Source organism: Rhizobium sp. F40D2, assembly GCF_051810745.2.
GTDB lineage: Bacteria > Pseudomonadota > Alphaproteobacteria > Rhizobiales > Rhizobiaceae > Rhizobium.
Window position 1 is genome coordinate 447,170 of record NZ_CM131436.1, and the last position, 22,764, is coordinate 469,933.

A 22,764-nucleotide genomic window follows, 5' to 3' on the forward strand; every position below is an offset into this window, starting at 1 on the left:
GGCCGCCCACTTCATGAGCCCTTGCTGATATGCCAAAAAAAGGCCATTCTGCCGCGGTTTCATCTCCGAATTCAAAGGCAAGGAGAGACGGGATGATTTCACCCGAGATAGCAGCAAAGCCGCAGGCGTCTGCGCTTGGCGGGATCGACCATACCGAGCCGATGCTGCCGTTGGAGCTGCTCGAGCTCGAACTTTCGCTCGAAGGTTATGCCGGCGGCGATGCCGGCTTCTGCGAGGCGGTGCGCCAGGCAGCACAGCGCTCGGGCGGCGAGTTGCTGTTCGACCTGCCGGCCGGCGGTCTTATCGCGGATTGCCGCCGCATCGCCGTGCTGCGTATTCCCGATGGCGGCAGTCAGATGCGTGTCGTGCTGGCGCTGCTCGATTATGCCGGCACCGAAATCCGCATGCAGGCGCCCGATGAGGAGACCGCGCATCTGGTGCGTTTCGCCGACGCCTTCATCGAACTGCTGGAGCGGATTTAAGTTTGACCCTGCGTTCTAACGCCGCTCGGCCGCAGCCTCCGCCAGGCTGCGGAAGGGAAATTTGCGGCCGCATTCGCATTTGAGCATGAAGCTTTCCTGGTGATTGGAAGGCCGCTGCACGCCAAAACCGCGCGGCAGCTGATCGACCTTGAAATCCGGGTGCTTGCGCTTGGGATCGTCGATCTCCGAGGCCTCGGCAAAGCCCTCATTGCCGCATTGCGGGCAGTTCAGTTTCTTCGAAAATCGATCGCGGATGGCCATGCTCGTTCCCATGCTTGCCGGCCTCTCATACAGAGAAATCCCCCTTATGCATAGGAAGGTGGCCGGCGAAAGTGGAACCAAGTGCGGCCGATGCCGTTCCTTTTTTCGAAAAGGAGGCGATCATGCCGAACAGAGATCCGATGCCAATCCCGAACGCCGATACGCCCCGCGGCCCGACGCCGACGCCCGGCATTCCCGACCCCATCCAGCAAAAGCCGCCATTGACCCCGGCGCAGGACCCGGCCGATACGAAGAACCCACAGGACCCGCCGCTTGATCCGGCGCTGCTGCCGATCGGCGATCCGGCCGGGGCGGCGTAGCCTCCCCTTCTCCCCACCTCATTTTTTGAGGTTAAGCTCGGCGTCGGCGGCCCCCTCATCCGCCCTACGGGCACCGACCGGGGTTGAGCCACCGGTCTCAACCCGTCCTTCGGACCCCCGCCGGGGAGAAGAGGGAATCGAGGGGTCGCGGCATAACCCCTTCGCCCCAGCGGGGAGAAGGTGGCCCGCAGGGTCGGATGAGGGGCGGCACGGCACACCATTGACGTCATCAACCTTATCTCACCCGTCGCTTGACGCCACCGCCCGAATGGCATTTCCTTCCGGAAAAGCTAGGAACACACCAATGCGCATTCCCCTTCTCATCACCCTGCTTGCCGTGACGGCCGGGCTTTCCGCCTGCCAGACGATGACGCCGGAGGAGCGGCGGGCGGCGGACGAGCAGCGGTGTCTGAGCTATGGCTTCCGCCGCGGCACCGATGGGTTTGCCACCTGCCTGCAGCGCATCGATCTCGACCGGCGGGCCGAATCGCGGGCGCAAAGTGCCGAGATGATGCAGAGCATGGCCTGGGATCTGAACGGCCCCTATATCTACCGCGATCGCTGGCACCATCATCATTGACGCCGGGCTGACTATTTTCCCCGGAGGTCTTTCAGACCTCCTGAAATGACCGCTTGCGCCGCCGCCAGTCTGGCGATCGGCACGCGAAACGGCGAGCAGGAGACATAGTCGAGGCCGATCGTTTCGCAGAAACGGATCGAGGCCGGGTCGCCGCCATGTTCGCCGCAGATGCCGAGCTTCATGTCGTTGCGGGTCTGCCTTCCGCGTTCGGCGGCGATGCTGATCAATTCGCCGACACCGTCGAAATCGAGCGAGATGAACGGATCGTGCTCGATGATGCCCTTGCGCTGATAGGTGGGGATGAAGGCCGAGGCGTCGTCGCGCGAGATGCCGAAGGTGGTCTGCGTCAGGTCGTTGGTGCCGAAGGAGAAGAATTCGGCGGCCTCGGCAATCACATGGGCGCGGAGCGCCGCGCGCGGCAGCTCGATCATCGTGCCGACGAGATAATCGATCTTCATGCCGGCCTCGCGCATCACGTCGCCGGCGACCTCGTCGATGCGCGCCTTGACGTAATCGAGCTCGGAGCGCAGGCCGACCAGCGGCACCATGATCTCCGGCACGACGGCAGCCCCGGTCTCCTTCGCTGCGGCAACCGCCGCCTCGAAGATGGCGCGGGCCTGCATCTCGACGATCTCAGGATAGGAGATCGCCAGCCGGCAGCCGCGATGGCCGAGCATCGGGTTGAACTCGTGCAACGCATCGACGCGCTGGCGCAAAGCCTGCGCCTCCATGCCCATGGCGAAGGCCACTTCGGCAACCTCGTCATCGGTCTTCGGCAGGAATTCGTGCAGTGGCGGATCGAGCAGGCGGATCGTCACCGGCAGGCCGTGCATGACGGTGAAGAGGCCGGTGAAATCCAGCCGCTGCATCGGCAGCAGCTTGTCGAGCGCCAGCCGCCTGCCCTTCTCGTCGACGGCGAGGATCATCTCGCGCATGACATGGATGCGCTCACCCTCGAAGAACATGTGCTCGGTGCGGCAGAGGCCGATGCCCTCGGCGCCGAAGGAGCGGGCGGCGCGCGCATCGGCCGGCGTATCGGCATTGGTGCGCACCGTCATGCGCCTGGCGCGGTCGGCCCAGCCCATGATGCGGCCGAAATCGCCCGAAAGCTCCGGCTGGATCATCGGCACCTCGCCCTTCAGCACCTGGCCGGCCGAGCCGTCGATGGTGATGATGTCGCCCTTTTTCAGGGTGACGCCGATGCCGAGCAGCCGCTCGTTGCGCTGATCGATGCGCATGGTGCCGGCGCCGACGACGCAGGGGATGCCCATGCCGCGGGCAACGACCGCCGCATGGCTGGTCATGCCGCCGCGCGTCGTCAGAATGCCTTCGGCGGCATGCATGCCGTGAATATCCTCCGGGCTGGTCTCGACCCGCAGCAGGATGACCTTGCGGCCTTCGGCTTCCGCCTCCACAGCCTCTTCGGCGGTAAAGACGATGGCGCCGGTGGCAGCGCCCGGCGAAGCCGGTAGCCCGCTGCCGATCACCTGGCGGGTGACGCGCGGATCGATTGTCGGATGCAAGAGCTGATCGAGGCTGGAGGGTTCGATGCGCAGCACCGCCTGTTCCTCGGTAATCACCTTTTCATCGACCATGTCGACGGCGATCTTCATCGCCGCCCGAGTGGAGCGCTTGCCCGAACGCGTCTGCAGCATCCACAGCTTGCCGCGCTCGATGGTGAATTCGATATCCTGCATGTCGCGGTAGTGGATTTCGAGCTCGCTGCAGATGCGGCAAAGCTCGCGGAAAGCCTCCGGCATCAGCTTTTCCATCGAGGGTTTTTCCGAGCCCGAGGAAAGCCGGCCCTCCTCGGTGATGCTTTGCGGCGTGCGGATGCCGGCAACGACATCCTCGCCTTGTGCATTGACCAGGAATTCGCCGTAAAGCGCCTTCTCGCCGGTCGAGGGGTTGCGGGTGAAGGCGACGCCTGTCGCCGACGCATTGCCGAGATTGCCGAAGACCATCGCCTGGATGTTGACGGCCGTGCCCCAGCCTTCCGGAATATTATGAAGCTGGCGATAGGTGACGGCACGCGCGCTCATCCAGCTGGAAAAGACCGCGCCGACGGCGCCCCAGAGCTGGACCTCAGGATCCTGCGGAAATTCCTGATCCAACTCCTCCTCGATCAACTTCTTGTAAAGGGAGACGATATGCTGCCATTCCGAAGCGCTGAGTTCGGTATCGGTTTCATGGCCGAGCTTGGCCTTCTCGTCTTCCAGGATTTCCTCGAAGGCATCGTTGCCGAGGCCCATGACGACATCGGCATACATCTGGATGAAGCGGCGGTAGCTGTCCCAGGCAAAACGCGCGTCGCCGGCATCATGGCCAAGCGCCTGCACCGTCTCGTCGTTGAGGCCGAGATTGAGCACGGTGTCCATCATGCCGGGCATCGAAACGCGGGCGCCGGAGCGCACCGAGAGCAGCAGCGGCTGGCTGCCGGCGCCGAAGCGGCGGCCGGTGATCGCCTCTATGCCCGCAATGCCGGCACGCACCTCGGCCTTTACGCCGTCCTCGATATGGCGGCCATTCCGGTAATAGGTGTTGCAGGCATCGCCGATGATCGTCAGCCCCGGCGGAACGGGCAATCCCAGCGCGCACATCTCCGCCAGATTGGCGCCCTTGCCGCCCAGAATCTCGTGATCGCGCGCCCGGCCCTCAGCCTGCCCGTCGCCGAACGTATAGACCCACTTGGTCATCTTCCCCCCAACACCAAACCGGGATTAGCTTAATCCGTTGGTGTTGAAATGAAAATCGACAAATGCGGCGGAATGTTGCGTTGCACAATAAATCTTCGGCAGGGCCGCGTTCGAAACGATTGAAACATCGCCGGCCAAGAAGACGGCATAAAAAAAGCTTTGCGGGACTGCAACATGTCCCGCAAAGCCTTGTTTCCGTCCGGCCAGGAAAACCGGACGGGGGGTCCCTCAACCCAGGGCACTTTCCTCAAGTAATGGAATGCCCTATCGCTTGGTCGTCACGCAATTCCTGCGAAAGCCGCTTTGCGCGCTTTTGTGAATTGCCCCCGATTTTCCGGTTCTTGCCCTCTGCCCGGAAAACCGCCTGCAAATTCGACAATACGCACATTTGACCGCCCACGTTTCCGCAGAAGCATCAGGTTGCGTTGAAACAACTTCTAATGCAAGTCATCGCAAAGAGCATCACCCAAATGGGGTACAGGCCGCAAAGAAGCCGACCTTTTTTGGTGCTTACGAAAATTCCGCCGAAAGTGCGGGCCTTTTCAGCAGGTTTCGGCCGTCGGCCTGACTGTCTCAGCCGCTGCCGGGCCACTCTTCCACGCCTCCGAAATCACGCCGTATGGCGGGCTGTTACGCAATATGACCAAACGCCTCCCGCCAAGCCCCGTCTCCTGCCGGTTTCGTCCCCGAATCCACGGCCCGGCATTCGTGGATGCCGCATGGATCCTCGGGTCAAGCCCGAGGAGGACGCAGGGTGGGGTGACCGCCGCAGCAAAACAGCGATCGCCGGATGCGAATGCGGTGACGCTTCCTGTCCGTCCGCTGCCTCCTGCCGTGTCCGCGCCTCTTGCCCGCCCGTGCCCTCAACCTCCGTCATTCCAGGCCTTGAGCCTGGAATCCACGCCACTGCTGCTGATGGTGCCAAGACGGGTCCTCGGGCAAGCTCGAGGGGGACGGAGGGTGTAGTGAATCTGGCCCTGTTTGCCACAAGCAGGCGTTGCATTCGCCGCAGACACTCCCTATCCTGCAGAGCCTGCCAGCGCTTCTACGGGACCATCCCATGCTCGATTTTGACCCGCTCTATTCGACCGCGCAGATCGGGGCGATCGGACAGTTCATCGATAAACACTATGCGCTCGCCGGTCCGGTTCATTGCCGCATGCTTCATCGCGGCCTGAACGACGTCTATCTCGTCGTTGGCAGCGACGGCGAGCGTTATGTCTTTCGGCTGTCCCACCATCGCGCGCGTGGTCGGGCCGACGTCAAAACCGAGACGGCCTTTCTCACGCATCTTTGGCAAGCGGGCGTTCCGGTGGCTGCCCCCATCCCGACACGCGACGGTGCCCTCTTCCTGCAGGGGCATGCGCCGGAGGGCCTCCGCGAGGGCGTGCTCTTCCGGGCGATCGATGGCCGCGGAATAAACGCGACGGACGCCGGCGATGCCAGCGCCAACGGCAGGACGCTTGCCCTGATGCACAATGCCGCCGAGACATTTTCCTCTGACGGCGGGCTGTATCATCTTGACCTCGAACACCTGCTGCATCGCCCGCTGACGCGCATATGCGAGAGCGGCGTCGTCGAAGACGCTAATGATCTTCGCGATCTTGAAGAGATCGCCACGCGGACGGGAAAGGCGATCGAGGCGTTCGACACGCTGACCTGGACCTATTGTCACGGAGACTGCCACGGCTTCAATGCGCGCATCAATGACGCCGGTGAAGCGGTGTTTTTCGATTTTGACGACAGCGGCCCGGGATACCTCGCCTACGACCTGTCGGTTTTCCTCTGGGCGAAAATTTCCTTCGGCCGCAATCTGACCGGCATGTGGGAGGCCTTCATCGCCGGATATCGCGCCGTCCGGCCGATCGCGCCCCAAGACTTCGAAGCCGCCCTCCGCTTCGTCATCGTCCGCCACTTCTGGCTGATGGGCGAATATGCCAGCCGGACGCAAGAATGGGGAAGCGAAGCCGTCGGCTGGATTGCGCGAGAAGCGAATTTTCTGAAGACCTGGGAGACCGATCAATTTGTCGACCGCCTGTTTTGACGTCCCCTCACCGCGCTGATCGGCGACGGGCGGAATGGATGATTTCGGCAAGTTGCCTGAAAAGACACGTGGCGCCCTTATTGGGGAGCCTCAGGCGATCTCGCGCAAGCGTTCGGCGGTCTGCAGGTCGACGGAGACGAGGGTGGAGACGCCCTGTTCGGCCATGGTGACGCCGAAGAGGCGGTTCATGCGGGCCATGGTGATCGGATTGTGGGTGATGATGACGAAGCGGGTTTCGGTCGAGGCTGCCATTTCGTCCATCAGATTGCAGTAGCGCTCGACATTGTGGTCGTCGAGCGGTGCGTCGACTTCGTCGAGCACGCAGATCGGCGCCGGATTGGTAAGGAAGACGGCGAAGATCAGTGCCATCGCCGTCAGCGCCTGCTCGCCGCCTGAAAGTAGCGTCATCGTCTGCGGCTTCTTGCCGGGCGGCCGGGCCAGGATTTCGAGGCCGGCTTCCAGCGGATCGTCGGATTCGATCAGCTGCAGCTCGGCGGTGCCGCCGCCGAAAAGATGGGTGAACAGCCGCTGGAACTGGGCGTTGACGATGTCGAAGGCGGCGATCAGCCGTTCGCGGCCCTCGCGGTTGAGGCTCTGGATGGCGCCGCGCAGCTTGCGGATCGCATCGATGACGTCGTCGCGTTCCCTGATCAGCGCTTCGAGCTTCTCGCTCAGCTCCTTCTGCTCCTCGTCGGCGCGCAGATTGACTGCGCCAAGCCGCTCGCGCTCGATCCGCAGGCGCTCGAGTTCGCGCTCGACCTCGCGCGGATCGGGAAGCGCCTGCATGGCCGGGCGCCCGGTCAGCTGCAGCGCCTCGTGCGGCGCGACGTTCAGCACTTCGCGGATGCGGCTTTCGCTTTCCTGGCGCTTCTCGCGGGCCGAAACCAGGCGCTCCTCGGCGCGGCCGCGGCGTTCGCGGCATTCGGCAAGCTCGGAAAGTGCGGTCGCCGCCTGATGATCGGCCTCGCGCTGGATGCGTTCGGCCTCGGCCAGGAGATCGCCGGCGCTGCGGCGCGCCTCCTCGGCCTTCTGCAATTCGCTAAGCAGAGCGCGGCGCTTGTCGTCGAATTCATCCGGAGCCATTTCGAGTTCGGCCGCCTCTTCGCGCGCCTCTTCCTCGCGCTCGCGCAGTGTCGCGACGTGGTCCTCGCCGCTTAGCGCCCGCTGCCGCCAGGTCTCGCGCTCCTGGCCGATCGCCATGATGCGGCGTTGGCGGGCCTCGTTTTCTCGGGCCAGGCTTTCGTGGCGGGCGCGGCTTTCGGCAAGCGCCCCGCGATCGGTCGCCACCTCCGCCTGCTGGAAGCGCAGCCGCTCGTCGATCGCGGTGAGATCGGGCGCATCCTCCAGCTCGATGCGGGCATTCTCTTCCTGGACGCCGATTTCCTCCAGCTGCGCGCCCAGTTGGCTGACCGCCTCGCTGACGACATCGCGGCGGCGGATCAGATCGCCGGAGGCACGCTCGGCCGCGACAAGGGCTTCACGGGCCTCGGCGAGATGACGGGCCGAAAGCCGGCTCATGTCGCGGGCCTCGGCAAGCCCGCGCTCCTCGCCGCGGATCGCCTCGGCGGCGGCCGCCTGCCGCTCCTCAGCTTCGGCAAGCACGTCGCGGGCAAGGGCTGCTTCGCCTTCGAGTTCGGCCAGGCGGTTTTTCTGGGCAAGGCGAAGGGCGGCAGCGCTCGGCGCATCGGCGCCGCTGATATGGCCGTCCCAGCGATAGACGGCGCCCTCTTTCGTCACCAGCCGCTGGCCGGGCTGCAGCGCCGCCATGAGGCGCTCCGCATCCCCATCGGCGACCAGGCCGATCTGGCGCAGGCGGCGGGTGAGCGCGGCCGGCGCGCTGATATGGCCGAGCAGCGGCGTGACGCCTTCGGGAAGGGTGGGATCGCCGGAACCATCGCCATTCTCCGACCAATGGGCCGGCGCCTCGGCAGCAAGCGGCGATTCCAGATCGTCGCCGAGTGCGGCACCGAGCGCAGTTTCGAAGCCGCGATCGACCTTCAGCTCTTCGGCAACGGGGGAAAATTTCCCGGCCGCGGCACCGGCGGCGAGCATGCGGGAAATGGTGCGCGCCTCGGTTTCCAGCGCATTGAGGCTCGCGCGGGCCTGGTCGACCGGGGCGCGTGACAGCGCCTCGGTCTGGCGGGCAGCGGCCAGCGCCTGCTCCACCACCTGGACTGCGGCTTCGGCGTCGGCAAGGGCGATTTCTCCGGCCTCGACGATCGCGCGTTTTTCATCCGGGTCCGGCAGGCCGGCGATCTTGTCGCCGATGGCTGCGAGTTCGTGGTTGGCCTCGTCCATCTGGCGCTCGAGGCGCATGCGGCGATCGGCGAGATCGCGGATGGCGCGTTCCAGCTGGTTGCGGCCGGCAGCCGCTTCGGCGCGCTCGGCGGTCAGCTGGGTGAAGATGCGCTCGCTGTCGGCAAGTTTTGCGGCCGCTTCCTCAAAGGCTTCGCGGGTTTCCTCGGCATAACGGCCGGAATCGGCCAGCACTTCCGCAATCTCGGCTTCTTCGGCGTCCAGCCTTGCCAGGATGACGGCATTGTCGGCGACCAGCCGCTCCTCGCGGCGAATATCCTCGCCAAGCTGGGCAAGACGGCGGGTCAGCTCGTCGCGGCGGCGCAGGATGCGGCCGGCATCCTCCTCTAGCTGGCTTCGGGCGATCTGCAGGCGCTGCAGCGCGGCGGCGGCCCGGGCCTCGCCCTCGCGCAATTCCGGCAGCTTCAGGCTGGCGATGCCCTGCTGCTTGGCCGCCTCCATCTGGGCTTGAGCCTTTTCGGCGACGATTGATGTCGCCTGGTTCAGTGCGCTGTCGGCCTCGGCCTCGGCCTCCTTGGCCTGCACCCAGCGGATATGCAGCAGCATCGCCTCGCGGGCGCGGATATCGGCAGACAGCGTCTTGAAGCGGTTGGCCTGGCGGGCCTGGCGCTTCAGGCTTTCGATCTGGCTTTCGAGCTGCGAGGTGACGTCATCGAGACGCTCGAGATTGCCTTCGGCAGCGCGCAGCCGAAGCTCGGCTTCGTGGCGGCGGGAATGCAGGCCCGAAATGCCGGCCGCCTCTTCCAGAAGCTGGCGGCGGGCCTGCGGCTTTGCCTGGATCAGTTCGCCGATGCGGCCCTGGCCGACCATCGACGGCGAACGGGCGCCGGTGGAGGCATCGGCAAACAGCAGCTGCACGTCCTTGGCGCGGCTTTCCTTGCCGTTGATGCGATAGAGCGAGCCCTGCTCACGCTCGATGCGGCGGGTGACCTGGATCTCGTCGCTGTCGTTGAAGGCGGCGGGTGCAGTGCGCGTCGCATTGTCGAGATAAAGCGCCACTTCGGCGGTGTTGCGCGCCGGGCGGTTTCCGGAGCCCGAAAAGATCACGTCGTCCATGCCCGAGGCGCGCATGTTCTTGTAGGAATTCTCGCCCATCACCCAGCGCAGCGCCTCGACAAGGTTCGACTTGCCGCAGCCGTTCGGGCCGACGACGCCGGTCAGCCCCCGCTCGATGATGAATTCCGTCGGCTCGACGAAGGATTTGAAGCCGACCAGGCGCAGCTTGTTGAACTTCATGCAGAAGCTCCGAAGCGGCGGGCGGAGTGCTTCTTGCAATTAAGCAGCGACAAAAAAACGGGCGCACGGCTTTCGCCGTCGCCCGTCGTTTGGAAACGATCCGGTTCAGATGAGGCTGTCGATGAGCGCCGACAAGGTTTCAACCGGCATGTCTCCAGAGTAGCGCTTGCCATTGATGAGGAACGTCGGCGTGGCGTTGACGCCGAAATCCTTGGAACCTCTTTCCCGCGTGGCGTTCACTTCATCCAGAAGCTTCTGGTTCGTCAAGCATTTCGTGAAGCTATCCTCAGTAAATCCGGCAAGCTTCGACATCTGCAGCAGTGCGGCGCGGCCGTCATCGGCGGCGGCCCAGACCTGCTGCTGCTTGAACAGCATGGAAACCATCGGGAAATACTGTTCCGGCGTGCTCAGCTGCTCCGGATTGGAAGCGCTGCAACGGGCGAGCATGAAGGCGGCGGCGGCGCGCGGATCGAAGGGGAATTCGCGGATGATGAACTGCACCTTGCCGGCGTCGACATATTTCTGCTTGATGGCATCGAAAGTCGTGTTGTGGAAATGGGCGCAATGCGGGCAGGTCATCGACATATATTCGACGATCTTGACCGGGGCATCGGCCTTGCCAAGCGCCATCTCCGGCAGCGCGCCGGGCTTCAGCACCTCGGCCATGTCGACATCGCCGTCGGACTGCGGCATTTCGGTCGGCGATGTCGCCGCCGTCTGCATGGTATCGACATTGGTGCCGTCGGCCATGGTCTTGCCGGAAGACGATGCATCGGCAGCGTCCTTGCTGTCGTTGCAGGCGGCAAGCGCTGCGGCAGCTGCGGCGATGGCGATCCCGCCCAGGAGGCGGCGTTTCGTCAGTTGCATTTCGGACATCTGCATGGGTTCCCCATAAGCAATGAGATTGACGGCATGACTGTGCGATATAACGGCTGGCGGCCGCTCACAAGCCACGGTTCACCAACTTCCTTCAAAGAATTGTGACCTTGATGGGACCGAGAGGGGACGTCGTGTCCGAAATGGGCGATTCTCAGTTTCGGTGGAAGGCCGAAGGCGTATTCCGTCCGGCGTAGAACAGCCTCAGCACTTGTACCCGGTCCTTGGCGATCCGGTAAGCAATGGTCACACGCCGCTCGAAAACCAAAATGCGAACGCCCGGAGCAAAATCCTCGCGCGGCGATCCCCTTTCCGGCATGTCCTCCAGCTGGTGACAAAATTGTCTCAGCCGACGGATGAATTCGATCGCCGCCGGAAGATTGTCGGCAGCAATGAATTCATAAATATCAAACAGATCCTTCTCCGCCCTGGGACGAAACGCGACTTTAAACGCCACCGCGCCCAGCCTTCATCCGTTCTGCATGCAGACGTTCGAGCCGCTCAAAAACCGTATCGGAATCAATATCCGAACCCGGATCGTCGATCGCCTCGCGAATTTTCTGACGCATGATTTCGTCGATCGCATCTTCTTCCCGATCGAGCGCGCGCAAAGCAGCGCGGATAACCTCGCTTGCTGAGCTATAGGCACCCGATTGCAGCCGCGCGTCCAGGCTTTTCTGCTGGCTGCCGAGCGTGACCGTAATGGGTTTGCTGCTGCGCATCCTGTTTTCTCCAGTCAGATAATTACAGTGTAATACAGCTGTGGGGCAGTTCAAGTGCCGTTTGAGATCTCGAGCGGGCCCATCGTCCCCGTTTCCCCATGCCGTCTGCCGAAACTGGATTGCCTGGTGCAGGCTGCGGTGCGCAGTCAAAAGCGGGGGATGATTTTCAATGTCTAATAACTGGCGTTAACGGTATACAGCAGATCGAGTGTTGATTTTCGGACGGCTATTTCAGCGGGATAATTTGAATGCATTCCTTAACCAAGACTTTTCTCTATAAACTGCTCATGACTGTCGCATTGGCCATAAGCGTTACCAGCGCGCGCGCCGCCGAAGACAGCGGGAATATTATTTTCAATCAAATGCTTAAATGTTTGAAGCTGCCTGCGGACACTCCAAGCGCCTATGACTTCATGGTTGTCGCAGTCATCAAGGATGGCTCTGCTGATTTTTTACCCATCAATTTCCGCACACCGCCATCTGAATGGGAAAAAACCGCGGCCCCATTGGTCGCTGATGCGATCACGCAATGCGAGCCCTATACGTCGATCTCGGGCAGAGTCGAATTCCCTGTCACCCGCGAGCGTGTTGAAGCAGGATCAAAAAACTAAACGTCCGGAAGACGGTTTTGCCTCGGCCGCGTTTGCCCCTCAGCGCCCCCTCGCCGGCTTGCCCATCACCGCGGTCCCTAAGCGCTGGATCGCCTGGCGCAGTTTGTCGCCCTCGATGCCTTCCATCATGCCTTCGAGCTTGCGGGCGGCTTCGCCTTTCAGCGGCGGCGGGGTGCGGGAGCGGCGGATGGCTTGGGAGACCGGCTTTTGGACGATGCGGATCTGGTGGACGGCGGCGAAGCCGAAGAAGCTGTTGATGCGCTGGATGAGTTCGCCCTGGGCATGGGTGAGGAAAAGGGCGCGCGCGCCTTCGCAGGCGATGGTCAGCACGCCGGGGCGGAAGCCGCCGTCATCGCCGCCGCCGCGAGCCCAGGCAATCTTTTCCGGCCGGGTGCAATCGGCGAAATCCTCGCCGGCGATTTCGCTCCATGAGCCGAGCAACGCCGTGTTGATGCCGGCGCGGCGCGCCAGGACGGGATCGATCAGCCCGTTCGCCAGCTCGGAAATCTGCTTTGCACCTTTGCGTGGATAACTCATCGAAACCCTTGGACGCCTGTGCCAATCGCACAGGCATTTCGCATCTCCGGCTTGATCGCGCGGCATTGCTTCGCCAAGTATAGGCACTTCCCCCGATCCCGGCAAATCATGACGATCACGACACTCGATACGCCCACCGCAAAGCCCCTGCTCGACTGGTACGACCGCCATCATCGCGATCTGCCCTGGCGCATCTCGCCCGGCATGGCGGCCGGCGGCGTCAAACCCGACCCCTATCGCGTCTGGCTTTCGGAGGTGATGCTGCAGCAGACGACGGTGCAGGCGGTCAAACCCTATTTCGCCAAGTTTCTGCAGCGCTGGCCCGAGGTGACCGATCTTGCCGCGGCCGAAAACGATGCCGTGATGGCGGCCTGGGCCGGGCTCGGCTATTACGCGCGGGCCCGCAACCTGAAGAAATGCGCCGAGGCGGTGGCGAAGGAGCATGGCGGCGTCTTTCCCGATACCGAAGAGGGGCTCAAATCGCTGCCCGGCATTGGCGATTATACGGCGGCGGCGGTCGCCGCCATCGCCTTCAACCGGCAGGCGGCTGTCATGGACGGCAATGTCGAGCGGGTGATCTCCAGGCTTTATGCGATCGAAACGCCGCTTCCCTTCGGAAAGCCGCTGATGAAGGAAAAGGTGGCGCGGCTGACACCCGCGACACGGCCCGGCGATTTCGCCCAGGCGATGATGGATCTCGGGGCGACGATCTGCACGCCGAAGCGGCCGGCCTGTTCGCTCTGTCCGTTCCGCGGCGCCTGCGCGGCGCTGAAACTTTCCGATCCCGAGCTTTTTCCGGTCAAGGCAGCGAAGAAGGAGAAGCCGGTGCGGCAGGGCGCGGCCTTCGTCGCGGTCACCGCAGACGGCGAGATCCTGCTCAGGCGGCGCGCCGAAAGCGGCCTGCTCGGCGGCATGACCGAGGTGCCGACCACTTCCTGGACGGCGCGGCTCGACGGCGAGACCTCGGCGGCAGCCGCGCCCTTCGAGGCGGCATGGCAGGCGTGCGGCACCGTCATCCATGTCTTCACCCATTTCGAGCTCCGGCTGTCGATCTGGCGCACGGCGGTCGCCGGCAAGGTGGATGACCGTCCGAATGACGGATGGTGGGAGCCGGTTACAAATCTTGAAGCGCAGGCCCTGCCGACCATCATGAAAAAAGCGATCGCAGCGGCTATTCCTCTCGCGTTCAAAACATCCAAGGGATGACCATGACGACTGAGATAAAACATATCGTTTTCGATATCGGCAAAGTCCTTATTCATTACGATCCGCATCTTCCCTTCTCCCGCCTCATTCCCGACGAGACGGAGCGCAACTGGTTCTTTGCCAATATCTGCACCCATGACTGGAACATCGAGCAGGACCGCGGCCGTACCTGGGCAGAGGCCGAAGCGCTGCTGATTGCCGAACACCCGGCCCGCGAAGAGCACATCCGCGCCTTCCGCAAATATTGGCACGAGATGGTGCCGAACGCCTATGAGGACAGCGTCGCAATTATGGAAGGGCTGATTGCCGAAGGGCGCGATGTGACGATGCTGACCAACTTCGCCTCCGACACCTTCCGCGAGGCGCAGGCGCGCTTTCCCTTCCTCACCAAACCGCGCGGTGTCACCGTTTCCGGCGATGTCGGCCTGATCAAGCCGGATCCGGCGATCTACGAGACCCACACGAAAAGCTTCGGCCTCGACCCCAAGGCGACGATCTTCATCGACGATGCGCCTGTTAATGTCGAAGGCGCCAAGGAATTCGGCTGGAATGCGGTGCTGTTCTCAGGCGCCGACAAGCTGCGCAGCGATCTTGCCGCTTACGGCCTGAAGGTCTGAAGCCATGGCTTTCCATCCCGCAGAGGAAATCGACCGCTTCCACGCCGCCATCAACGCCCTCGACTTCCCCGTTATCGAGGCCTATTTCGCCGAGGATGCCGCCTATATCTCGAACGGCGTCGGCAGCCTTGCCGGGCGGACCGAGATCATGGCCGCCTTCCGGAAATATTTCGACGATTATCCCGATCAAACGGCGGAAAATTCGCTGGTGGAGACACTGACGCCGCTGTCCGGCCGGGCGGTCTGGTCGCTTCGCGCCACCCACAGCAAGACGGGCAAGGTGCTGATCCGCGAGGGCGAGGAGACGATCACCTTCAACGAAGAAGGCCGCATCACCCGGGTCGACGTCACCGATTACAAGGATTTCTGAGCCAGCGCCTTAAATAGAAGACGCCCGGGGTTCAAGCCCCGGGCGCCTTGGCCTTCTTCCGCAACTGGAGGAAACCGGAAGAAGGTATTTCGATCCGCCGAAAGTGGTGCTCACTCCACTTTTGCCAGATCACTGCGGATGACGGACCTGAGATCGTCGATCGGGCGCAGGGACTGCCCGTCTTCGAAGTGCCAGAAGGTCCATCCGTTGCAAGCATCGAGACCCTGCACCTTGGCGCCGAGACGATGAATGGAGCCGGCGTCGCCGCCTGAAGCCACCGTGCCGTCGGCGCGCACGATGGCGCTATAACGGCGTTTGGCATCGGTCAGCACCTGGCCGGGTTTGATCAGGCCGCTTTCGACAAGCACGTTGAAGGCAACGCGAACCTCAGCCTTCTTGCCCGTCATCACGGTCAGTTCCGCCTTCCCCAGCGGCTCGACGGCGGCGATGCGGGCCGAAGCCGCATCGATATAATCCTGCTCGCGCTCGATGCCGACGAAGTGGCGGCCGAGACGCTTGGCGACGGCGCCCGTCGTTCCCGAGCCGAAGAAGGGATCGAGGACGATGTCGCCTGGTTTGGTCGAGGCCATGATGACGCGGGCAAGCAGCGCTTCCGGCTTCTGGGTCGGATGCACCTTCTTGCCGTCCTCGCCCTTCAGCCGCTCATTGCCGTTGCAGATCGGGAACAGCCAGTCGGAGCGCATCTGCACGTCGTCATTGGCGGCCTTCATCGCATCGTAATTGAAGGTATAGCCCTTGGCCTTGGCGTTGGGGCTCGCCCAGATCATCGTCTCATGGGCGTTCTGGAAACGGCGGCCCTTGAAATTCGGCATCGGATTGGTCTTGCGCCAGATGATATCGTTGAGGATCCAGAAGTTCAGATCCTGCAGCGTGGCGCCGACGCGGAAGATATTGTGATAGGAGCCGATCACCCAGATCGAGCCGGTCGGCTTCAACACCCGCCGGCAGGCGAGCAGCCAGGCGCGGGTGAAGGCGTCATAGGCCTCGAAGGAAGCGAACTGATCCCATTCGTCATCGACCGCATCGACCAGCGACTGGTCGGGACGGTGCAGCGTTCCGCCGAGCTGCAGATTGTATGGCGGGTCGGCAAAGATGATATCGACGGAGTGGTTGGGCAAAGCTTCAAGGGCACTGACGCAGTCACCCTTGATGATCGTGTCGACCCAAGACCCCGGCCGGGAATCCGACTTGACGGAAGCCTTGAGGTCGGCAAGCGGAAAAACTGATGCCATTCTGATACTCACTCGTACACTTGACGCTTAACTCTCCGTTATGGTTACCCAACTTAGTTACCAAAGCCTGAAGCGGCGGCCGATTTCGAGAATTTATTGCGGATGATATCGCCGCTGGCCCTCCTCACGCCGCGTCGTGAACGCTGCGGCTATCGGCCGGCGCCTCGTCGCGTTCGAACATGCCGTAATCGCGTACGACACTGGCGATCCGCAGGCGATAGTCGGCGAAGATGCCGCCGCGGCCGGCTTGCTGGGCGGCCCGGTGGGCTTCGAGGTTGCGCCATTTTTTGACGGCCTCCTCGTCGCGGAAGAAGGAGAGCGACAGCAGCTTGCCTCGGTTGGTCAGGCTTTCGAAACGCTCGATCGAGATGAAGCCGTCGATCTTTTCGAGTTCGCCGCGCAGCTCGCCGGCGAGATCGAGATATTTATGGCGCTCGCCCATATAGGGCACGACTTCGAAGATGACGGCGATCATGGCAGCACCAGCTTGGCGTGAGGGGCGGAGACGTTTTTCAGAAAGATGCGATCCTCTTTGAGGATGAAACGCTCGCGTCTGGAAAATTCGTAATTCTCACGGCCGAGCGGGTCGGCGGCCAGCCTGGCGCGATAGGCTTCGTAGGCGGCGAGGCTTTCGATGTTGTAGACGCCGTAGGCCGTCGTCGCCGATCCCTCATGCGGGCCGAAATAACCGATCAGGTCGGCGCCATTCCTGGGTATTGTCTGGCCCCAGTTGCGGGCATATTCGGCAAACGCCTCTTTCTTAAAAGGGTCGATCTCGTAGCGGATGAAGCAGGTAATCATCGGTTTCTCCTTTTGCTCTCCATCCTTTTCGCACATTGCCTGACGGCGATGCTTCGGTTACGATCGAAGTATGAAGGAAGGTCCGGACATTGCGCAGATCGGCGCGCTCATCGGCGATCCCGCCCGCGCCAACATGCTAGCCGCACTCACCGGCGGCCGGGCGCTGACGGCGACCGAGCTTGCCGGCGTCGGCGGCATCACCGTGCAGACGGCGAGCACGCATCTTGCCAAGCTCGAAGCCGGCGGGCTGCTTGCCCAGCGCAAGCAGGGGCGCCACCGTTATTTCACATTGGCCGATGAGGCCGTTGCCCGGCTGATCGAAAGCATGATGGGGTTTGCCGCCGGACGCGGGCATCTGCGCCACCAGCCTGGGCCGAAAGAGCCGGCGCTGCGCAAGGCGCGCATTTGTTACGATCATCTCGCCGGCGATTACGGCGTGCGCATGCTCGACAGCCTGATCGCCTCAGGCTCGATCGACGCAGTCGGAGACGAGCTGGCTCTGACGGAAAAGGGCGAAGGCGATCTCAAATGCATCGGCATCGATGTCGGCCACCTCCGATCGTCGCGCCGCCCGCTCTGCCGCTCCTGCCTCGACTGGAGCGAAAGGCGCGCGCATCTTGCCGGCAGCCTCGGCAAAGCCTTGCTGTCAAGCTTCCTCGACAAGGGCTGGGCGCGGCGCACGCCGGAAAGCCGCTCGGTCCTCTTCACCCCGGAAGGCGACCGGCAGTTTCTGAGGCTCTTTCCGATCGATGCATAGCTTCGCTGCGGCTCTGCACAACCTTCCAGCGCCTTTCCCCCTGGGCTGCCTATAGACCACCGGCCTTGCCATCCTGCTGGCGCACATGCGCCCGCAGCGCCGCGAGTGTGAGCGCCAGTGCGGCGTGATTGCTTTCGGCTTCACCCAGCACGTTTTCGCTTTCCTCGATCTCGCGCAATTGCGCGCCGTAAAGCCAATCGTCAGACGCCTGGCCGCGGGCAAGGTGCCAGACCGCATCCGGCCGGATCTCCCGGCAAAGATCGATGGCGTGATTGACGTCGTGAGTGAACGGCCGCGCCATCAGGAAGCCGTGCTGCGACTTGATGCTGCTCGGCATGTAATCATGGGGACCGTCGAAATCGTTCGGCTCGGCCGGCCGGAGCTGCTTCAGCAAAAAGGCACAGGTGATGAAGGCGTCGATCCGGCCGTCGGGCATATCCGTTTTTTCCAGGGTTTCGATAATGTCCTCGATCGTCATGCAGGCTTCCTTTTGGTCGGTTCTTCGGCGTGCCGCCTCTCCTCTTCCCCATGGCGGCGGTGGCGTCCTCTTCCCCGAGCGCCATCTAGCGCATGAGAATGCCAAAGGTAGTCCCGGGGCTGCGACGAGCTCGTGATCACGCGGATTTCATCGATTTCGCACCCGCCTCGCTTGAGGCAGCAGCCTGACGCGCACGTCCCGGTCGAGCGGTCTCCGATCTCGACATAGCGGTCGGCCGGCAGTCGGCATTCGTCGGCTTGCCGCCTAGAACAGGATGATTTTAGGCCCGGTCGGCCTAAAATCTGAATCCTGTTCTAAATTAAAGAGTTAGAGCATGATGTTGTCCGAAAACCGATCACACTTTTCGGCATCATGCTCTAGCAGCCCTTCTTCCTCATCTTCTTTTCGACCTTGGCCCGCCTCTCGGAGCCATCACTGGCATGTTTTCCACCGGTCAGTGCATTATCCATCATCGCCTGCAGCTCTGCACAGCTTCTGTGGTGCTTGCCGCCCTTGGCGGTGACGTCGGTGGGTGTGAAGGCAAAGAGCAGCGCTACGGCTGCCGCCGATCGAACAAGAGCTGAAAGCCTCATGGTTCCTCTCCTCTAGACCGCATGGTACGCCCAAGCCCCTGAGCCGGCAAATGAGGATGGCGTCGCGCCAGCCCGGGATACTGGTTAAGGGCGAAAGCGATCTCATCGGCATCGATGTCGGCGACCTCCGATCGTCGCGCCGCCCGCTCTGCCGCTCCTGCCTCGACTGAAGCGAAAGACGCGCCCATCTTGCCGGCAGCCTCGGCAAGGCGCGGCTGGCGAGCTTCCTCGACAGGGGCTGGGCCAGGCGCACCGCCGAAAGCCTCTCGATCTTCTTCTCCCCCGAAGGCGACCGGCAGTTCCTCAAGCTGTTTCCGTCAGAGGCGTAGCTCTCCGTTAGAATCTGACGTCCAATCGGGCGTTGGCGCTATGGCGGCTCTGGCCATCGCCGAATTCTCCCCGGTACGATACGGATGCGGCCGCGGCCTCGCTCAACTGCAATGCCACCGATCCACCGGCAACGACGCTGTTTTCGGCATTGCGCAGCCCTTTCACCAGGAAGCTCCCGCCATTTTCGAATGTCAGCGCGGAGAGCGGCGTGTCCTGATCGGCTATCCGTCTCCAGGCGACATCAAAACCGGTTACGAAGTTCTTGCCGGCGACCGAAGCCTGCCGTTCCGCACGCAGTCCGACCGTCGTTGCAAACTGGTCTTCGCGCGCGCTTTCTCCGGAAAGGGAAGAAGCGCCGCCATCTTCGTGGAAGCTGTCGCGCTGGCCGATTGCATAATCCAGTCTGCCGAATGGGGTAAGGACAAGATCATGGGACAGGCCGAAGTCGAATGAGGTCTCGGAAAAGAACTGGGCGGTGCTGCCGTGGTAGCTTGCCGTCTGGCTGTCGGAAAAACCGTCAAAGGCGATGTCGCGACGCGTTTCGATGTCGTGCCAGCTGTGCGACGCCCCGAATTTGACCTGCAGGCCGCCGAATCTTTGCGCGGCATAGACGCCCATATGCACACTGTCGATATTGGCGGTGGAGCCGAGATCGGGGATCTCGAAAGAGGATTGTCCGATGCCTGCGAAAACGCCGGCCGCACGATCGTCGATCAGCCAGTCCACCCCGTAAAGAACGCCGCCGCGCGCAGTCCTGGCGCTGGAAGCGTTTCCGTCACCCTTCAGCCAGGAGATATTTCCATAGGCGCTCGTCCATACCTTGCCGCCAGTCTCGAAAGCCTCGTCCAAGCGGTCATAAACCACATTGCGCACGTCATCGGCCTCGCTGAAAAGGCCATTTTGCAGCGAGGCGTGGATTTCGCCGGAGAGCTGGTCGAATGCATCCCTTGCTTCCGCCCTGTCGCTGTAAAGGATCGCATTGTAGAGCGCGAGACTGCTGGAGCCGCTCGTCTGGTCGAGAAAGTCGAGGCCATAAGCCGACTGTTGCTGATTATACGTGAGGGCGGCGCTCGGAAACAGAGAGCCGGGGCTCAGCACGGTACGCAAGGTCAAGGTTACGTCGGTAGCGGAATAGCTGAGGAAAGACTTCAGGAAGGCGGAATCGATCTCCAGATCGCCGAACCTGCCGGAGACGGCGCCGGCCGAGACGATCGTGTACGACTGGCCGTTGACGTAGCTGACGGCCGGATCCCACAGGATTGTCTGGACCTTCGCGCCGTTCAGGAAGGCCGTGCCGGTGACATCGACCCTGTCGCTGAGCCCGGTGCTGCCGATTTCAACCTCGAAAAGACTGCTTGGATCGAGGTTCAGATCTCCGGTCACCGCCAGGGTTCCGATCGAATTGCCGGGGGCAAGGACGCTGTTTGCGGCGAGCGAGGTGGTGCCAACGCTTCCGGTTCCCTGAAGTCTTGCGCCTGAAGCAATATTGACCGCACTCGTCAGGCTGCCATTGACCGAAAGCGTGCCGTCAAGCACATCGGTGTCGCCGCTATAGCTGCTATTGCCGGTCAGACGAAACAGGCCGGCGCCGGTCTTGACGAGGCTGCCGTCTCCGGTGATCGACCCGGCGAAAGTGGTGGAACTGTCATCGCCGCCGACGTTGAGCGTCGCCGCATTGGAAAGTGTGACATCCCCACCCGACGAGCCGCCGCCGGCGAGCGACCCGATGGTTTCGGAGGTGGCGACGTCGAGCCCGGTGCCGGCGAGATCGGCAATGGTCACGCGGGCGCCGTCGGCCAATGCGTTGCCGTTCTGGAGGGATAGCCGCCCCTGCTCGATGTCCGTATTCCCCGACCGCGTATTGTTGCCCGAAAGGGTCAGCGTGCCCGCGCCGGTCTTTGTCAGCCCTCCAGTGCCTGATACGTTTCCGGCAAAGGTTACCGCATTGCCGCTCGTATTCACGGTGCCGCCGGCGCCGCCGATGACCACAGCCCGGGAGGCCGGAGACGCAACGGTGCCGAATGTCTGCAGCGTCGCGCCATCGAGGGTCAACGTATTGGTGGCGCTTCCATCGCCGAGAGATGCGGATGAGGACACAAAGAGGGTTCCTCCCAGCACATTCATCGCGCCGGAAAAACTGTTAGGTACCAAAAGCCCTAAAGTTCCGGCGCCCGATTTGGTGATCGACCCGCTCCCGGATATGACGCCGCTGAACGATCCGCTCGCGCCGGAACCGCCTATCGAAAGGCTTGCGCTACCGAGCAGAATGTCACCGCCGCCGGAAAGGCTCGCAATAGTCTGGTTGAATCCGCCCATATCCAATTGGGTGCCGTTATCCATGAAAAGGCCGGACGATGCGGAAAGCGCGTTCGCCGACATCAATTGCAATGTGCCTGCCGAGATGGTCGTTGCACCGGTATAGGACTGGCGGCGGCTGAGCGTGAGGGTGCCGGTGCCGGCTTTGGTCAGACCGCCAGCGCCCGATATTTCGCCGTCGAAGGTGGTGGAACTGTCACCGGCCCCGACCGACAGAACGGCGTTGCTGGCGACCTCGACGGTGCCGCTACCCGTCAACGCATCCACGGCTTCGCTCGCATTGATTCTTAGCGCCCCATCGAGGCTGATGTCGGCCGAGCCTCCGAAGACTTTGCCGCCATCGGCGGTCAGTGTCGCGCCGGACAGGACGTCGATCGACACGGCCCCTTGCGAGACGCCCGACCACAGGAAATCCCCGGAAATCGTCAAGCCGCGGGCGGCGATGATGCCGCCGGAATAATTTCCGGATCCGATTGCCAGCGTTTCCGTCGTGCCGATCAGGCCGGCGCCGTACAGGTTGTTGAGCGAGGCGTCGTACGTTCTCAGATCGAAGACCGAGCCTGACGATAATCGAAGCGAATCGAGCGTCGAGAGATTTGCGGCGGTGGCGGCATCCAGAATGCTCATGGACCGATTGGCCGAGAGCGCAACTTCGCCGACACCCACGAACCTGCCTTGCCAGCTTCCGCTCCGACTGAAGGTCACACGGTTTGCGCCGTCGATCGTTCCATCGAAGGAGAAGTCTCGGATCTCGAGATCCGTATCGCTGAGGTGAATCGTGCCGCTGCCGGCAAGGGAGGCTATCCAATCGCTGTGCGCTCCGAAGTCGATGGTGGCGCCCGACGCGACGGTTGTTGTGGTGGCGCGGAGCAGTGCCCCTTGACCGTCGCCCGGGACCAGCAGCGTGCCGGAATCGACATAAACGTCCTGGCTTCCACCCGAGAAGAAGTTATCCGCAAGCGTGACTGTGCCGGTGTCGCCGGCGCCGCCGAAATGAAGTTCCGCGCCCGTGCCGGCCCGATAAAGTCTGAGATTCAGATCGCTGCCGGAGACGGCGGAGAAACGCACAACGGCGCCGTCCATAATATCCATTTCCGGCGCCAGGTTGACGGTTCCGGCCCCCACGGATCTGATCCATCCACCCGTCGACATGTCGACCTGATCGGTTCCCAACTCGCCGCCGTTGCTGATCTCGACATAGGAACTGAGAGAGGAGTCGCCGCGAGCGGTAACGGCCGAGAGAAAAAGGGTGATAAAGGCTGAACCGGCAACGGCGAAATGAATGGAAAAACGGCACTGTGCTTTCATCAGAATCAGCTTTACTAAAAAATTGATCGCGGAGGCTGTATAAAACGCTGCCCG

Annotated in this window: 22 protein-coding genes and 1 pseudogene; 10 read left to right on the plus strand and 13 right to left on the minus strand. The window is 62.6% G+C overall.

Going from position 1 to position 22,764, the window contains the following annotated elements:
* Nucleotides 1-92: 92 nt before the first annotated feature.
* A complete protein-coding gene (locus ACS4RS_RS02265; protein WP_439008902.1) occupies nucleotides 93-482 on the plus strand; it encodes a hypothetical protein in 390 nt (129 codons plus the stop codon).
* Nucleotides 483-497: 15 nt separating this feature from the next.
* Here the strand turns inward: ACS4RS_RS02265 and ACS4RS_RS02270 are convergent, their stop codons facing one another.
* Nucleotides 498-743, minus strand: coding sequence for a hypothetical protein (locus ACS4RS_RS02270; RefSeq protein WP_037073946.1), 246 nt, complete (start codon nucleotides 741-743; stop codon nucleotides 498-500).
* 122 nt (nucleotides 744-865) lie between these two features.
* Here ACS4RS_RS02270 and ACS4RS_RS02275 point away from each other — a divergent pair, with 122 nt between their 5' ends.
* Together ACS4RS_RS02275 and ACS4RS_RS02280 are read left to right on the plus strand one after the other, a co-directional pair.
* Complete coding sequence (locus ACS4RS_RS02275) at nucleotides 866-1,063, plus strand: hypothetical protein (protein ID WP_012556860.1); 198 nt, start codon at nucleotides 866-868, stop codon at nucleotides 1,061-1,063.
* Nucleotides 1,064-1,367: 304 nt separating this feature from the next.
* Nucleotides 1,368-1,643 carry a hypothetical protein gene (locus tag ACS4RS_RS02280; RefSeq protein ID WP_439008901.1) on the plus strand — a complete coding sequence of 92 codons (276 nt, stop codon included), beginning with the start codon at nucleotides 1,368-1,370 and terminating at the stop codon, nucleotides 1,641-1,643.
* 11 nt (nucleotides 1,644-1,654) lie between these two features.
* On the opposite strand, the gene ppdK is transcribed toward ACS4RS_RS02280, so the two are convergent.
* Nucleotides 1,655-4,339, minus strand: a complete 2,685-nt coding sequence (gene ppdK / locus ACS4RS_RS02285) for a pyruvate, phosphate dikinase (protein ID WP_439008900.1) — start codon at nucleotides 4,337-4,339, stop codon at nucleotides 1,655-1,657.
* Nucleotides 4,340-5,399: 1,060 nt separating this feature from the next.
* Between ppdK and ACS4RS_RS02290 the strand changes: the two genes are divergently transcribed.
* Nucleotides 5,400-6,383: a phosphotransferase gene (locus ACS4RS_RS02290; protein ID WP_439008899.1), complete on the plus strand. Its 984-nt coding sequence runs from the start codon at nucleotides 5,400-5,402 to the stop codon at nucleotides 6,381-6,383.
* Between the two features lie 90 nt (nucleotides 6,384-6,473).
* Here the strand turns inward: ACS4RS_RS02290 and ACS4RS_RS02295 are convergent, their stop codons facing one another.
* The 4 genes from ACS4RS_RS02295 to ACS4RS_RS02310 form a co-directional block, all read right to left on the minus strand.
* Complete coding sequence (locus ACS4RS_RS02295; RefSeq protein WP_439008898.1) at nucleotides 6,474-9,935, minus strand: AAA family ATPase; 3,462 nt, start codon at nucleotides 9,933-9,935, stop codon at nucleotides 6,474-6,476.
* Between the two features lie 105 nt (nucleotides 9,936-10,040).
* The gene (locus tag ACS4RS_RS02300) at nucleotides 10,041-10,811 is read right to left on the minus strand and encodes a thioredoxin domain-containing protein (RefSeq protein WP_439008897.1); all 771 of its coding nucleotides are present in this window, start codon (nucleotides 10,809-10,811) and stop codon (nucleotides 10,041-10,043) included.
* 154 nt (nucleotides 10,812-10,965) lie between these two features.
* Nucleotides 10,966-11,268 (minus strand): type II toxin-antitoxin system RelE/ParE family toxin, encoded by a 303-nt coding sequence (locus tag ACS4RS_RS02305; RefSeq protein ID WP_116405096.1) that lies wholly within the window; start codon nucleotides 11,266-11,268, stop codon nucleotides 10,966-10,968.
* Nucleotides 11,258-11,533, minus strand: a complete 276-nt coding sequence (locus ACS4RS_RS02310; RefSeq protein ID WP_439008896.1) for a type II toxin-antitoxin system ParD family antitoxin — start codon at nucleotides 11,531-11,533, stop codon at nucleotides 11,258-11,260. The genes ACS4RS_RS02305 and ACS4RS_RS02310 overlap by 11 nt, the downstream gene beginning before the upstream one ends.
* A 248-nt stretch (nucleotides 11,534-11,781) precedes the next feature.
* Here ACS4RS_RS02310 and ACS4RS_RS02315 point away from each other — a divergent pair, with 248 nt between their 5' ends.
* Nucleotides 11,782-12,144: a hypothetical protein gene (locus ACS4RS_RS02315; protein WP_439008895.1), complete on the plus strand. Its 363-nt coding sequence runs from the start codon at nucleotides 11,782-11,784 to the stop codon at nucleotides 12,142-12,144.
* Nucleotides 12,145-12,183: 39 nt separating this feature from the next.
* Here the strand turns inward: ACS4RS_RS02315 and ACS4RS_RS02320 are convergent, their stop codons facing one another.
* On the minus strand, nucleotides 12,184-12,681 hold the full coding sequence (locus ACS4RS_RS02320; RefSeq protein WP_449313855.1) for a DUF721 domain-containing protein: 498 nt from the start codon (nucleotides 12,679-12,681) through the stop codon (nucleotides 12,184-12,186).
* Between the two features lie 108 nt (nucleotides 12,682-12,789).
* Here ACS4RS_RS02320 and mutY point away from each other — a divergent pair, with 108 nt between their 5' ends.
* The 3 genes from mutY to ACS4RS_RS02335 are packed head-to-tail and all read left to right on the plus strand — an operon-like array spanning nucleotide 12,790 to nucleotide 14,874.
* The gene (mutY, locus tag ACS4RS_RS02325; RefSeq protein WP_439008893.1) at nucleotides 12,790-13,887 is read left to right on the plus strand and encodes an A/G-specific adenine glycosylase; all 1,098 of its coding nucleotides are present in this window, start codon (nucleotides 12,790-12,792) and stop codon (nucleotides 13,885-13,887) included.
* Nucleotides 13,888-13,889: 2 nt separating this feature from the next.
* Nucleotides 13,890-14,504: an HAD-IA family hydrolase gene (locus ACS4RS_RS02330; RefSeq protein WP_439008892.1), complete on the plus strand. Its 615-nt coding sequence runs from the start codon at nucleotides 13,890-13,892 to the stop codon at nucleotides 14,502-14,504.
* Between the two features lie 4 nt (nucleotides 14,505-14,508).
* Entirely contained in the window at nucleotides 14,509-14,874 is a 366-nt protein-coding gene (locus tag ACS4RS_RS02335; protein WP_439008891.1) for a nuclear transport factor 2 family protein, read from the plus strand.
* 110 nt (nucleotides 14,875-14,984) lie between these two features.
* Here ACS4RS_RS02335 and ACS4RS_RS02340 read toward each other — a convergent pair whose 3' ends face one another.
* From ACS4RS_RS02340 to ACS4RS_RS02350, 3 genes are all read right to left on the minus strand, one after another.
* Nucleotides 14,985-16,127, minus strand: a complete 1,143-nt coding sequence (locus ACS4RS_RS02340; protein WP_439008890.1) for a site-specific DNA-methyltransferase — start codon at nucleotides 16,125-16,127, stop codon at nucleotides 14,985-14,987.
* Between the two features lie 124 nt (nucleotides 16,128-16,251).
* Nucleotides 16,252-16,602, minus strand: coding sequence for an antibiotic biosynthesis monooxygenase (locus tag ACS4RS_RS02345; protein WP_439008889.1), 351 nt, complete (start codon nucleotides 16,600-16,602; stop codon nucleotides 16,252-16,254).
* Nucleotides 16,599-16,928, minus strand: a complete 330-nt coding sequence (locus ACS4RS_RS02350; RefSeq protein WP_439008888.1) for an NIPSNAP family protein — start codon at nucleotides 16,926-16,928, stop codon at nucleotides 16,599-16,601. The genes ACS4RS_RS02345 and ACS4RS_RS02350 overlap by 4 nt, the downstream gene beginning before the upstream one ends.
* 70 nt (nucleotides 16,929-16,998) lie before the next feature.
* Here ACS4RS_RS02350 and ACS4RS_RS02355 point away from each other — a divergent pair, with 70 nt between their 5' ends.
* Entirely contained in the window at nucleotides 16,999-17,685 is a 687-nt protein-coding gene (locus tag ACS4RS_RS02355) for a metalloregulator ArsR/SmtB family transcription factor (protein WP_439008887.1), read from the plus strand.
* 49 nt (nucleotides 17,686-17,734) lie between these two features.
* Here ACS4RS_RS02355 and ACS4RS_RS02360 read toward each other — a convergent pair whose 3' ends face one another.
* A complete protein-coding gene (locus ACS4RS_RS02360; RefSeq protein WP_439008886.1) occupies nucleotides 17,735-18,163 on the minus strand; it encodes a hypothetical protein in 429 nt (142 codons plus the stop codon).
* A gap of 377 nt (nucleotides 18,164-18,540) precedes the next feature.
* Nucleotides 18,541-18,756 carry a hypothetical protein gene (locus ACS4RS_RS02365; protein ID WP_439008885.1) on the minus strand — a complete coding sequence of 72 codons (216 nt, stop codon included), beginning with the start codon at nucleotides 18,754-18,756 and terminating at the stop codon, nucleotides 18,541-18,543.
* Nucleotides 18,757-18,842: 86 nt separating this feature from the next.
* Here ACS4RS_RS02365 and ACS4RS_RS02370 point away from each other — a divergent pair.
* Nucleotides 18,843-19,085: pseudogene (locus tag ACS4RS_RS02370) on the plus strand (transcriptional regulator); the annotation flags it as partial.
* A 7-nt stretch (nucleotides 19,086-19,092) separates the two neighbouring features.
* Here ACS4RS_RS02370 and ACS4RS_RS02375 read toward each other — a convergent pair.
* A complete protein-coding gene (locus ACS4RS_RS02375) occupies nucleotides 19,093-22,710 on the minus strand; it encodes an autotransporter domain-containing protein (RefSeq protein ID WP_439008884.1) in 3,618 nt (1,205 codons plus the stop codon).
* Between the last annotated feature and the right edge of the window lie 54 nt (nucleotides 22,711-22,764).